The sequence below is a fragment of the Pseudoalteromonas sp. MBR-15 genome (assembly GCF_053628915.1).
On record NZ_JBRJHH010000004.1, the window covers coordinates 31,450 to 45,037 of the forward strand.

A 13,588-nucleotide genomic window follows, 5' to 3' on the forward strand; every position below is an offset into this window, starting at 1 on the left:
AACAAATAAACAAAGTTATTGATATAGAAGAAAATTAATTATTAGATATTTAAGAATTGTTACATTTAAACGGCGCAAATATAACATGAGTAATGAGGCTGATGACAAGTCACAAATGATAACTTTGTGAAATTGACATCATTTTTTGGACTTTTTTGTAAGCTTAACTTGCCAGTGACCACTTATTAACCATAACAAAAAGTTATAATAAACCACTGTTTTTACAATATGTTAGAATTAAAAAAACGTACTATTTTGGAACAGCACTGTCACTGGAAAAGAAATGTTAACTTTTTTCAGGGCAGAAAGAGTCAAGGGTTATGATAATAAAAATCAATATCAATGACAGCGTTGTCATTTAAAGTATAACGAGTCATTCTTACGATGTCTATCGTTTTTATATTTTGTTATTGAAACAAAAAAGCGAGCCTAAGCTCGCTTTAAATACAGAGATGTTGATTAGAAACTAAGGTGCCCAATAAACTTCAATATTAATTGTTGGATGGTTAAGAACTGCTCTAAGTGGCATGTCTGCAACATCACCACCCTCTTTCGCTTGTTTGTATACAGCCAGTTTTTCTTCACCACTGATCAACAGCTTAACCACTTTTGAATGAGCAATCGCTGCAAGCGTTAATGTCATTCTTTCAGTAATTTTACCTGTCACATCACTTTCAATCGCATTTATTGCACACACCAAATCATCAGTGGCAAGCCCATGCTCTAATCCATCAGCGTGTGGAAACAACGATGCAGTATGGCCATCTGGCCCCATTCCCAAAATGGTTACATCAAATGGGCGCTTTAATGTCTGATAAGCAGCTTCACATTGAGCAACGCCATTGTGTGCTGTTAACGCATCATTTTTCATTGTAATGAAATTAGCGGCTGCGCCTTTGTTTTGCAATAAGGTGCTGTTGATAAATGCTTCGTTACTTTTGTCATGTGAGGCATCAACCCAGCGCTCATCGACCATTGCAACATCAATATTTTGCCAATCAAGATCAAGGTTAGATAAATGCTTATACGCAGGTGCAGGTGAAGAACCACCCGATACCATTAATACAGCACGGCCATCATCTTTAATGCCTGCAACTAAACGTTGCTCTAAACTTGCTGAAAGCTCAGCTGTTAATTCGTCTTTGCTTGCAAAGAATTTTTCAACAATTGTAGCCATCTTAATTATGCCTTGTCGCCAGTGTTAAACCATACATGGTTATTTTCTTCGAGTAGCTCATCTGCATCTTCTGGGCCCCAGCTACCTGCACGGTATAACGATGGTGCCCCTTTTTCTTGCCAGCGTTCGATAATTGGATCAATCCATTTCCACGCTTGACGAACTTCATCACGATGGATGAAAAGTGATGGATTATTTGCTGCTGCATCTAACATTAAACGTTTATAAGCATCAGAATGGAAACCATTGCTGTAAGCTTGTGATAATTCAATGTTCATTGTCACAGGCTCTAATTGCATTTCAAGGTTATCAAGACGCTTCGACATCAAGGTTAACTGAATTGTTTCTTCAGGTTGTAGTCGGATCACTAAGCGGTTCGGCTCAATATTTCCGACTTTATCGCTGTACACATTGTGCGATACTTTTTTGTATTCAACGACAATTTCAGCACAACGCTTCTTCATGCGTTTACCTGTACGAAGATAAAATGGCACACCCGCCCAACGCCAGTTGTCAATGTGTGCACGAATAGCAACGAAAGTTTCTGTTTTACTTGCCCCTTCGTTTAACTCTTCTAAATAACCAGGGACGATTTTACCGTCAAGGTTACCTGGTACATATTGTCCTCGAACAATATTTGCATCAACATCTTCTGCAACCAATGGACGCAGTGATTCAAGTACTTTTAATTTTTCAGTACGAATGCTATTCGCTGTTAATTTATTTGGTGACTCCATCGCCACTAAGCAAAGTAACTGCAACAAGTGGTTTTGTACCATGTCACGCAAAGCACCTGCTTTATCATAAAAACCAGCTCGGCTTTCAAGACCCACAGTTTCAGATAAGCTAATTTGAATATTGTCGATAGACTTTGCATCCCACATATTTTCAAATAATGAATTTGAAAAACGCAGCGCCATTAAGTTTTGTACGGTTTCTTTACCTAAATAATGATCGATACGGAAAATTTGCTCTTCAGTAAAATACTCAGCGATTTTGGCATTAATTTCTTCTGCAGACGCACCGCAATAACCAATTGGCTTTTCTACAACAACACGTGAAGTTTCCGTGATAAGCCCTTTTTTAGATAAAATTTCACAACAACTACCGTACACGGCAGGAGGAAGCGAAAGATAAAAAACACGAGACTTGTCGGTATCGTGTTCATCTAAAATATCTCTTAATTTATCCCAGTCATCATCGGCTTCTGTCACATTAGAGACAACGGGTACTAAATATGCTGAAAAGGCTTTCCAGTCTTTTGCGTTAAACTCGCCTTTTCCTAAGAAGTCTTGTAATGCTTTGTGCGCAGTTTCTATGTATTCTTCACATTTGCTTTGCTCACGTACGGTAGGAAGGATACGTGAACCTTGAGGAAGGTTGCCCTCTTGATAAGCGCGATACATGGCAGGAAGTAATTTGCGTAACGCAAGATCACCACCGCCCCCAAAAATTACGATATCAAATGGATTTAGCATATATCACTCTCTACATTGGCAATGCCATTTAGTTCACTTCATGTTGTATGGCAGTGCGTATTGTTATACGGATGATTTGGCCGTGTTAGCAGGTTCCCTTAACAAAGCCTGTTGAATTTTTTGTAAGTAGCTTACTCATTATTCTTATAGTGTGCTGAAGTAAATGAGTCTTAGGGGCTCTGTAAATCCTCTCACAAAAATACAGGCCCTAAGAACTCCAGCGCTACCCGTTCAAAGGTATTTTTTTGCAGCAATGCTGCGAATCTGTTACTGCTTACGATGTGTTTTGTAGTAAGCGATCAATCCGTTGGTTGAGCTGTCATGAGGATGGCTCACTGAGTCATCACATAATTCAGCTTCAATTTTAGAGGCAAGTCCTTTACCTAGTTCAACGCCCCATTGGTCAAATGAACAAATTTCTAAAATAATGCCTTGGCAGAAAATCTTATGCTCATAAAGCGCAATTAAACGACCCACTGTTTTTGCATCTACTTTGTCTAGTAGCATTGACGTTGTTGGGCGATTGCCTTGATGAATCTTATGATTCAGTAATTCTGCAATTTCGGCTTCAGATTTACCTTTCGCGGTCAAATCTGCTGTTACTTGCTCTGCATCGACACCGGCCATCATGGCTTCTGTTTGTGCAAAGAAGTTTGATAATAAAATATCATGGTGTTTGCCAACATTCACTTGCGGCTCAATTGACGCAATAAAGTCAGCTGGCACAATCACATTACCTTGGTGTAAACATTGGTAAAATGCGTGTTGGCCATTAATACCTGTCATACCCCAAATGATTGGAACGGTTGTATACGGTACAGTGTCCCCTGCAAAGTTAACATGCTTACCGTTACTTTCCATTTCGCCTTGCTGTAAGTACGCAGGTAGCATATGCAGTGCTTGATCATACGGTAAAATAGCGTGCGACGTATGACCTAAAAAGCTTGTATTCCACACACTTAAAAGTGCCATTAATAAAGGAATATTAGTTTCAAAGTCAGCATTTTTAAAATGCTCATCAACTTCAAACGCACCTTCTAATATCGCTTCAAACGCGTCGAAGCCTAGGTACAACGCGATTGGTAATCCTATCGCACTCCATAAAGAAAAGCGACCACCGACCCAATCCCACATTGTGAATACGTTTTCATCAGCAATACCAAATGCAGCTGTTTTTTCTAAATTTGTGCTCACTGCTACAAAGTGCTTAGCGATATGCGCTTGTGCCTCTGCCGCTTGTAAAAACCACTCAACAGCCGTTTTAGCATTCGTCATCGTTTCAGACGTTGTAAATGTTTTCGAAGAAATCACAAAAAGCGTGGTTTCTGCGTCTAATTCTTTTAAAACAGATGCAATCTGTACACCATCAACATTCGATACATAATGCACGTTTAACGTATCGTCAGCGTAAGCGGCCAATGCTTCAGTTGCCATTTGCGGTCCTAAGTTAGAACCCCCGACACCAATCGCGACAACATCTTTCACTGCTTTGCCAGTGTAACCACGCCACTCACCGCTGCGCACCTTATTTACAAAGGTCTTCATTTTAGCCAGTTCTGCGTTGACTGCATCGGTCACATTCTCACCATCAACCACAATAGCCGTGTTTGCACGATTACGAAGAGCGGTATGAAGTACGGCACGATCTTCAGTGATATTAATTTTTTCACCACTGAACATTTTTTCACGCCATGCACTCACATTGCACTCTTTGGCTAATGAAATGAGCTGCTCAAAAACCGTTTTATCAATATGTTGCTTTGAATAATCAAATAATAAGCCTGGGATTTGAGTAGAGAATTGTTCGAAACGCGCACTATCTTCGGCAAATAAATTTTTAAGATGAATTTGTTTCATCTTCTTTGCACTTTCTGACAGTGCTTGCCAACTAGCTAATTGCGAACGGCTGCTCATAAACATAATCCCCTAAAAACTTGCAACAAACTGATTTAAAACTATCTTTTTATTAATTTAGAATAAAGACAGCAACTAAAAACACGAAGTAAAATAACACTAAGTTAAAATGACAACGCTGTCAATGTTCTACTTTTACATTTTATAGTCGAGATAATAGCGCAATTTTTCTCTTTTGACACCGGTATCATAAAAATTATCTCAATTATTTTACTGCTAATTTGGTAGAACATTAGATACACTAAACAACTTATATTAAATATTAATGTACTTAAGTAAGAAAAGCGTGCAGGAGCACATCTTTCGAGTAATATTATAATACAATTATAACGAACTATAAAGTAACCGTATGAAAGTAACCATAAATGATGTAGCTAAACTTGCGGGTGTTTCTATGAAAACCGTTTCGCGAGTGATCAATAAAGAGCCATCGGTCAGAAAAAAAACGTATGACATCGTGATGGACGCTGTTAATACGCTTAACTACCAACCTAATCTTGCAGCTCGAAATCTTGCGGGTACATCTTCTTTCACTGTCGGCTTAGTGTATGACAACCCGAATGCCTATTACGTTATCGATATGCAAAATGGGGTTTTATCTCGTTGTAAAGAAGAGGGCTATGAACTTGTAATCCACCCATGTAGCTACACAGACAGCAATATGGAAGCAGATTTTAAGACCATGATAAAACGCTCTCGTTTAGCTGGTTTAGTCCTCACTCCCCCACTATCCGAGCAAAATAGTATTATTGATATGCTCGATGAAATGGGTATCCATTATGTGCGTGTATTATCTGGCCGCCCTACAGACGAAGACCAAGATACGTGTATTTATGTGAACGATTATGAAGCTGCGTATGAAATTACTGCTCATTTATTATCGCTTGGTCATAAAAACATTGGCTTTTTATGCGGCGACAAAGAGCATAAGTCAACCACTGAGCGCTTAGAAGGCTATCAAGCTGCGCTAAAAGATCACAACATCACGCTCAACAATGCACTGGTTTATGAAGGCCAATATTCATTTGAATCAGGCGTTGAAGGAGCCAAAGCGTTACTTGGTGAGAACAACCCACTGAAAATTACTGCGCTTTTAGGCGGAAACGATGAAATGGCAGCCGGTGCGTTGTTCGCGTCTCGGCTAATGGGAATTGAAATTCCAGAGCAATTATCAATCACCGGGTTCGAGGATTCACCATTCTCGCGCCAGACATGGCCTAAACTAACAACCGCGCATCAGGCTAATGATGTGATTTCACAACATGCAGCGCGCCTGTTATTCAGAAAAACACGTGGTGCGCGCAATCAAGATAAAGACATTATTACCACATTCACCCCTTCGTTGGTGATACGTGAAAGCTCAGGGCCTAACAGCGCCTCCTGATAAAACACATCAACTATACAAAAGCCGCTATAAATAGCGGCTTTGTTTTTTATAACTCAATGGTGCTGTGTCGCGCTAATAGCAATTCGCTTAATTAAGTGGCCTATTTTGAGGCAATAAAACCGCGTTGATAACAAGGCAAAAATGTCGTTATATAGATGTTCTCGGCAATTGCTTCTGCATTGCTCTGCATACATGCAGTCGTAAATCAGGCATTTTTAACGCAGGTCGCGACAGGTTTAATTCCTCAAAAATTAAGTATTATTGCTGATTGGAATTGATCAGTGCGAGTCCGCCATTCAAGTTATAAACATGTTCAAACCCTAATTGCGATAAATTATTTGCAGCCTGCTTTGAGCGATTACCGCTGCGGCACACTAAAATATAATTTTTCGCTTTATCGAGTTGTCCTTGCACTATCGCATTTGCCATACGGCTCAATGGAATATTGATAACTTTCGCGTTCTCAACATTAAATACCTCAGCAAGATTAGCCACACCATGTTCGTAAGGTTCACGGGTATCAATCAAATAGGTTGCTTGATCGCCTAACATAGCTTTAGCATCCGTTGACGTAAGCTGTTTCATTGGCGTGCTTTCAAGCACATCAACGTAACCACACAATGGGTGACTTGTGTGCTGCTTTTGTTGATCGGCTTGCTGCTTTAATTCAATAAATTCAGCCTCACTTAACTGCCCATTAAGCAACGTCGCTAATAAAGGAGTCGTCGCTTTTTGTGCATGCCAATCCATCGCAAAGCATTGCTGGTCATCATGTCCCGAGCAAATCAGCGTAGTATCATCAATCAGCGTAGCGAGAGATTTTAATGATTGCACCATTTGTGCCGTATCACTGCCACTAATTACTGTGTTACCTAACCCACCAGGAAGAATTAAATCACCGCAGAAACAATAGCTAACATCATTTGTTAGGCTATTTTCGAGTAAATAGCTCACACTGTCTTGGCTGTGACCCGGTGTCGCAACTTTACGTAAACGCGCGGTATTAAGTGGTATTGTTTCATCATTAACAGGCCAGCCTAATTCGTCTGTTTCATTGCCTACGTACTGCTCTGCTAGTTCTTTAGCAAGTAAACAGCGAGCAGATAAGCGTTCTTGATGTTTGTGTGTATCTAAAATAGCTTTAACTAACAAACCTTGTGTTGCGACAATTTTAGCCATTCGCGGTATCAGCTCAATAATTGGATCAATCACAACTGCGTGCTTATTGCTATCAACGTATAACCAACAACAAGCCGCTTGATGACGCAATTGAGTCAAACCAATTGCACAGACCTCTTGTTGCGGTGAAGTGCTGTCCGAAACCACCAAGCAATTTGCTTCAAGAATAGGTTTAAGCGAGCGGATCTTATCGCAGGCATAATTAATTTCTTGCTCGGTTACCGCTGGACCAAATGACATCCGAATTGCATTTTCACTCTGCCAATCAGATGCGCCCATTGCATCAAGTACAAAGCTGCGATTCGCACCAGAGCTACACGCAGATCCACCACTAACACGAATACCCGCAGCATCAAATAAGTCCATCACCTCTTTGCTGGTTAATTCGTTCACAGCAAAATTTAATGTCGTTGGCACTGAATACTCAAATTCATGATTAAACGTAATACTGCCAAACGTATCAATCAGTGCTTCATGCAGCTGCTTGCGAAAAGCATGTAACTGCTCTAGTGGTTTAAAGGTGTGATTATCTTTATCAAGCAATAACGAAAACAACTCGTTCAGGCCAGCAATACCCGGTAAGTTTTCTGTGCCAGACCGCATGCCGCTTTCTTGACCACCACCGGCAATAAACGGAGTGTATGCACTGCCTTTACGAATATATAGCACCCCAATGCCTTTGGGTGCATACAGTTTATGGCCAGAAAAAGGCGCATAGTCTATTGTGGTTTGGCTTAAAGCCAAACGGGTTTTACCTAAAGCTTGAACACAATCGACCATCCAAGCGACGCGCGTGTTTTCACTGCGGATCACTTGCTCGATAGCCGCTAAGTCTTGAAACACACCCGTTTCATTATTGACTGCCATAGTGCAGATCATTAGAGCATTTGCAGCATGCTTGCGGATGAACTCATGATCTAAAATGCCGTATTTATCAACCGGAATAGCCAACACTTGCGCATTAATATCCAGCACATTGTTCCAGTGCTTTAGTGTATTTGGAACCGCTTTGTGCTCTGTGGCGCCATAAAGCAACACTGGATTTTCAATTTGATGATTTTTTGCCGCTATTAATGTCGATACAACAGCAGTCTGAATACCTTCGGTTGCTCCCGAGGTAAACAATATGTCGCCATCAGACGCCCCAATCACATCACGTGCTTTGCTTCGTGTTTGTTCTAATAGATATTTTGCTTGAATACCTGTGATGTGTGAACTCGATGGGTTACCAAAACAGACTTGCATAGTATGAGACACAACATCTGCAATTTGTGGAAGTACCGGTGTCGTTGCGTTTGCATCTAAATAAATCTGCTGATTAGCATCGTCTGGAAGAAAAAAATTTGCCATGAAAAACGCACCATATTACTAAAAGATATATCTTATAACCTATTTTACATTTTTCACGTGTAAATTATAATAATCAATTAGTCAGTAAAGTGCGTTTTATATAGCTTTTAATACTAAGCTAGCTAGGAGTAAGGTCGACCTGCTTCGATGACCAAGCATTAATTAGTGCTTTAACAAGCGATGCCAGCGGTATCGCAAAAAACACGCCCCAGAATCCCCATAAGCCACCAAAAAATAAAACCGCAACGATTATAAATACAGGATTCAGATCAACAGCTTCCGAAAATAACAGCGGAACTAACACATTGCCATCGAGCGCCTGAATAACCCCATAAATAATAAGGATTGTCCAAAATTGAGTCTCTAAACCAAATTGGAATAGCGCAACAGCCGCAACCGGAATCGTCACCAAAGCAGCGCCAACAAATGGAATAAGCACCGATAAGCCCACTAAAACGCCAAGTAATGCTGCATAACGTAAATCAAGCACCGCAAATGCAATAAATGAAGCAGTACCAACAATTAAAATTTCAAACACCTTGCCACGAATGTAGTTCATGATTTGCTGATTCATCTCTTGCCATACTTGGATAATAAGGCGGCGTTGTTTTGGAATTAATCGTTCAGCACTTTGTGTTAATTCTTGCTTGTCTTTAAGCATAAAGAAAACTAACAGTGGCACCAAAATCAGATAAATAAGCCAAGCAGCCACATCTTTTAACGACGTTAACGAAACCGACAGCGCAAGTTGACCAAATTCAATCACTTTTGCTTCAACGCTACTGACTATCGACTTAACTTGTTCAGAGGTAATTAAACTGGGGTAATCTTCAGGTAAATGTAGCAGCAGCGCTTTCCCTTTTTCTATCATGTAGGGGGTTTCTTGCACTAAATTACTGGTTTGCTGCCAAAGTACAGGCCCCATCCCAATTAAAATCATGATCATCAAACCGCTAAATAACAGCATCACTAAAATAGAGGCCGTAAAGCGCTTCATGCCTAGCTTTTCTAAATGAACAACAGGCCAATCAAGTAAATATGCAATGACCAGCGCAACCAACACCGGCACAATAAGAGAGCCAAAAAAGTAAAACAGCGCCACCGTTGCAATTAGCAGCAACAATAAGGTGACCGAATGGGGGTCGGAAAATTTATTTTCGTACCAAGCTTTTACATATTCAAACACGAATTGGCTCCACAATGAGTACACCTAATTTTAGGTCAATTTTAAAATGGTAATGATGTTTTTCTAAAAATCGCTGCATATCCTCACTCGACTCAGCAGCATTAAATGTAAAAGTAACTGATTGATTGGCAGATACTGCCTTATTTAACCCTAATTTAAACTGAATAAACTGTTGCGGGCATTTAAATGGCCGCAAATCACACATCAACATAACGAATCAACTACGTAATTAATATGAATAATAAGTATTAGATCACAGCACTCATTAAAAAATAAGTCTTTATAATGAGTAATAAGTCATTTTTTTCTTAAAACACGCAAAGCAATAGTTTATCCTTATCGGATACCGGATAGTAAAGGAAACACGATGCCTGGCTCGCATAATAAAGCGCAATTACCAGCGAATCCAACTCTTAAAGAGATTAATTGGTTTAAAAAACAAATAAATTGGGGGGAATTGCCTCCATTTTATCACATGGTGGCATCTTCGGTCAGCGAATCGGAAGGTATTTTAGATCATGGTTTTGACAATGCAGTAAAGCGGCTTATCGACCCGCGAAATTGGAATCTTGATATACTTGATGGACACGAAACAGAATTAGGCGAAATAGTGTGTAATAATAAGCCGCGCCTTGCTTTGCACCAAAGCTTCACGGACCGAGGGTTCGAGCTGTGGGCTTATCCTTATGCAAAAGATGTCACGGTCGATCAGTATATTAAAGATAATCGCTTTATGGAGTTTCGTGTGTGGGATCCACATACTATGAAAAATCTGATTCGTATCAATCAGCTACATAAATTTATTGCATTTTACTTTGAACGAGGCGATAAAGCAGATAAAGCACTGATCCTTCATGCTCATAAAGTTGTGCATAAAATCATAACTTTTTTACAACGGGAGTTGAACGTTGTTAAGCTAGATGGAGTCACAATAAAAGATTTCTATCAATTGTGCGAAAAAGATAGCCGTGCATGCAGCGACGAAATTGATATAGCCAAAGTCATGCTAGGTGAACAAATCAACAAGGAATAAAATGCGAATAAAATCAGCCTTTATTACACTATGCAGTGCATTATTAACGTTTTCGATACTGCATAGTGAGCCGTTGAAGGCACAAACAAATTTTAAGCTTCCAGATTTAGGTACCTCAGCACTGCAAGCATTGCCGATTGAAAAAGAGCAAGCAATCGGCGAAGTTATGATGATGCAAATTCGCGGTTCATCCCCTGTCGTATCTGATCCGGTACTTGATGAATACCTCACCACTTTAGGCCGTCGATTAGTGGCCAATGCCAATGATGTGCGTTTCCCCTTTTCATTTTTTTGGATCGACAACCCCGAAATAAATGCGTTTGCTTTTTACGGTGGCCATGTTGGTGTACACACGGGTCTCATTGCACAAGCCGATAATGAAAGTCAATTTGCCTCGGTACTAGGTCACGAGATTGCACACGTAACACAACGCCACTTAGCGCGTCGTATTCAACAACAACAAGACAATAATGCTTTAACCATTGCCGGTATGATTGCTGGTATTTTAGCAACCGTCGTTGCTCCCGATGCCGGTATTGCTATTATTTCAGCTAACCAAACACAAGCGGCATTTAGCCAACTAACACACAGCCGAGCTGCAGAACAAGAGGCAGACCGTATTGGTATGCAAACACTCAATAATGCCGGCTTCGATCCGCGCCAATCGAGTGAATTTTTAACTAAACTGGCTGCACAAATTCGTTACAAGTATAAGCCACCGGCGTTTTTGTTAACTCACCCATTACCTGAAAGCAGGGTGTCTGATGTCCGCCTACGTGCCGAGCAATATCCAAAAAAACATTTCGAAGACAGCCTCGAGTTCAATTTAGCAAAAAGCCGAGTTATTGCTCGCTATTACCAGAAATCAAAAGCTGCTGAGGACTTATTTCGTAAGTTAATGCGTGAAAATACCGTACACAACACCGCACTGAAATACGGATTAGGCATTAGTTTGTTAGATCAAAAAAAGCTGGATGAAGCGGCCAGTATTCTTGAGCCTTTACTGAAGGAAGACCCTAAAAACCTATTTTATATCGACACCCACACTGATTTACTTATTGCGCAAGGCAAAGCCGCTGAGGCTGTGACGTATTTAGCAAAACTGGATGTTGATAGGCCAAACAATCAAGTAATTACCCTAAACTACGCAAATGCAGCAATTGAAGCAGAACAATACGAACTCGCTGAGCGTATTTTAAAATCGTTTTTATTAGCAAAGCCAGAACATAACTTAGGGAAGCAATTAATTGCCTCTGTTTATAAAAAACAAGAAAATATGGCGTCATATCATGAAGCAAATGCCGATGTACTTGCCCAGTATGGAGCCTATTTAAAAGCCGCTGACGAAATTCAAAAAGCGCTTAATTTTGTTGAGCCTGAAGAGCTCGTTAAGCAACAACGCTTAAAAGCACTTCTAACACAATATCGTCAACTGCAAAAAGAACTAGCGAGACTTTAAGTCTCGCCACGCTTGCCCTAAAATAAACCAAATTCATAAATTTAGAGAACACACCATGTCTGTTACTATTTATCATAACCCACGTTGTTCAAAGTCACGTGAGACACTTGCCCTACTCGAAAGCAATAACGTACAACCTACCGTGGTTGAATACTTAAAAACGCCACTAGATGAAGCGCAAATCGCAACGCTTGTAGACCAGCTTGGTTTTTCTTCTGCGCGAGAATTAATGCGCACCAAAGAAGATATCTATAAAGAACTTGATTTAAAGAACGAGCAAGATGAAAGCAAACTGCGTGCTGCAATGGTTGCTAACCCTAAATTAATTGAGCGTCCAATTGTTGTAAATAACAACAAAGCAGCCCTAGGTCGTCCACCTGAAAACGTATTAAGCGTGCTTTAATGACAACCAATATTGTTGTTTTATACCACTCAAGCCATGGTTCTTTAGAAGCCATGGCCCATGAGATTTGCGATGCTATTGAGCAGCAAGGGGCAAACGCCTTATTGCGTACGTTTGTACAACGTCAACCGCACGACATCGTGATCAGTAAAGAGGATTTGATTAACTGTGATGGCCTTGCGTTTGGCACTCCTACACGCTTTGGTATGATGGCCTCACAAGCAAAAAGCTTTTGGGAAACAACCAGCGATTTATGGCTTAAAGGCCAGCTGATTGATAAACCTGCTTGTGTCTTCTCGTCATCAAGTAGTATGCATGGCGGAAACGAAGCCACACTGCTTAATTTATCATTACCACTGTTACATCACGGTATGATGTTGCTTGGTGTTCCCTATGACGTACCTGAACTGCTTGGCACCGAAACAGGGGGTACGCCTTATGGCGCAACACATGTCGCGGGTAGTAATAACAGCAATATTCTAAGTAAAGACGAAATAAAAATTTGTCAGAGTGTTGGAAAACGTCTGGCACTGATTGCGAGTAAATTACAATGAGCTCAGAGTCTGAGTTAAACCACCCTGTAGCCAAAAAACCGATTACAAAGCGTTTTCAACGTTTTGCATTAATTGGTTACATTGGTTTATTAATTTTAATGCCAATTTGGTTGTTTTTAATTGCACCACGAGAAGGCCACAGCAACGCATTTATATTTGTTGTTTATATTGTGCCATTGCTATTGCCATTAAAAGGAATTATTCAAGACAAGCCCTACACCTACGCATGGGCTAACTTTATTGTCATGTTCTATTTTATTCATGGCTTTACCTTGCTTTGGGTAGCCCAAGATCAGCTTATTTGGGTGTTACTTGAGTTAACCTTTGCAAGCCTCATGTTTATTGGTTGCACTTATTATGCACGCCATAGAGGGCAAGAGTTAGGATTGAAAATTCGTAAGCTCAAAGAAGAGTTAGCAGAAGAAAAAGCCGCCCACGAAAGCGAGTCTAAAAAATAGCAAAAACGGC

11 protein-coding genes are annotated in these 13,588 nt (G+C 40.3%); 6 read left to right on the top strand and 5 right to left on the bottom strand.

Annotated elements, in window-relative coordinates:
• Positions 1-466: 466 nt before the first annotated feature.
• From pgl to pgi, 3 genes are all read right to left on the bottom strand, one after another.
• Positions 467-1,177 (bottom strand): 6-phosphogluconolactonase, encoded by a 711-nt coding sequence (gene pgl, locus ACSSVW_RS06840; protein ID WP_036969607.1) that lies wholly within the window; start codon positions 1,175-1,177, stop codon positions 467-469.
• Positions 1,178-1,182: 5 nt separating this feature from the next.
• On the bottom strand, positions 1,183-2,655 hold the full coding sequence (gene zwf / locus ACSSVW_RS06845; RefSeq protein WP_036969609.1) for a glucose-6-phosphate dehydrogenase: 1,473 nt from the start codon (positions 2,653-2,655) through the stop codon (positions 1,183-1,185).
• A gap of 267 nt (positions 2,656-2,922) precedes the next feature.
• Complete coding sequence (gene pgi, locus ACSSVW_RS06850; RefSeq protein WP_454179052.1) at positions 2,923-4,569, bottom strand: glucose-6-phosphate isomerase; 1,647 nt, start codon at positions 4,567-4,569, stop codon at positions 2,923-2,925.
• Positions 4,570-4,918: 349 nt separating this feature from the next.
• Here pgi and ACSSVW_RS06855 point away from each other — a divergent pair, with 349 nt between their 5' ends.
• Positions 4,919-5,953 (top strand): LacI family DNA-binding transcriptional regulator, encoded by a 1,035-nt coding sequence (locus ACSSVW_RS06855; RefSeq protein WP_036969611.1) that lies wholly within the window; start codon positions 4,919-4,921, stop codon positions 5,951-5,953.
• 261 nt (positions 5,954-6,214) lie between these two features.
• Here the strand turns inward: ACSSVW_RS06855 and ACSSVW_RS06860 are convergent, their stop codons facing one another.
• Together ACSSVW_RS06860 and ACSSVW_RS06865 are read right to left on the bottom strand one after the other, a co-directional pair.
• Positions 6,215-8,485: an aminotransferase class V-fold PLP-dependent enzyme gene (locus ACSSVW_RS06860; RefSeq protein WP_454179053.1), complete on the bottom strand. Its 2,271-nt coding sequence runs from the start codon at positions 8,483-8,485 to the stop codon at positions 6,215-6,217.
• Between the two features lie 118 nt (positions 8,486-8,603).
• Positions 8,604-9,671 (bottom strand): AI-2E family transporter, encoded by a 1,068-nt coding sequence (locus ACSSVW_RS06865; protein WP_036969615.1) that lies wholly within the window; start codon positions 9,669-9,671, stop codon positions 8,604-8,606.
• A gap of 367 nt (positions 9,672-10,038) precedes the next feature.
• Between ACSSVW_RS06865 and ACSSVW_RS06870 the strand changes: the two genes are divergently transcribed.
• From ACSSVW_RS06870 to ACSSVW_RS06890, 5 genes are read left to right on the top strand one after another with little or no spacing between them, the layout of a single operon-like run.
• Complete coding sequence (locus tag ACSSVW_RS06870) at positions 10,039-10,704, top strand: hypothetical protein (protein ID WP_036969618.1); 666 nt, start codon at positions 10,039-10,041, stop codon at positions 10,702-10,704.
• 1 nt (position 10,705) lies between these two features.
• Complete coding sequence (gene bepA / locus ACSSVW_RS06875; RefSeq protein ID WP_075594284.1) at positions 10,706-12,163, top strand: beta-barrel assembly-enhancing protease; 1,458 nt, start codon at positions 10,706-10,708, stop codon at positions 12,161-12,163.
• Between the two features lie 55 nt (positions 12,164-12,218).
• Positions 12,219-12,566, top strand: coding sequence for an arsenate reductase (glutaredoxin) (gene arsC, locus ACSSVW_RS06880; RefSeq protein ID WP_074988597.1), 348 nt, complete (start codon positions 12,219-12,221; stop codon positions 12,564-12,566).
• The gene (gene wrbA / locus ACSSVW_RS06885; RefSeq protein WP_074988598.1) at positions 12,566-13,120 is read left to right on the top strand and encodes an NAD(P)H:quinone oxidoreductase; all 555 of its coding nucleotides are present in this window, start codon (positions 12,566-12,568) and stop codon (positions 13,118-13,120) included. Before arsC ends, wrbA begins: the two co-directional genes overlap by 1 nt.
• On the top strand, positions 13,117-13,578 hold the full coding sequence (locus ACSSVW_RS06890; protein ID WP_036969630.1) for a DUF2069 domain-containing protein: 462 nt from the start codon (positions 13,117-13,119) through the stop codon (positions 13,576-13,578). Before wrbA ends, ACSSVW_RS06890 begins: the two co-directional genes overlap by 4 nt.
• Positions 13,579-13,588 lie beyond the last annotated feature (10 nt).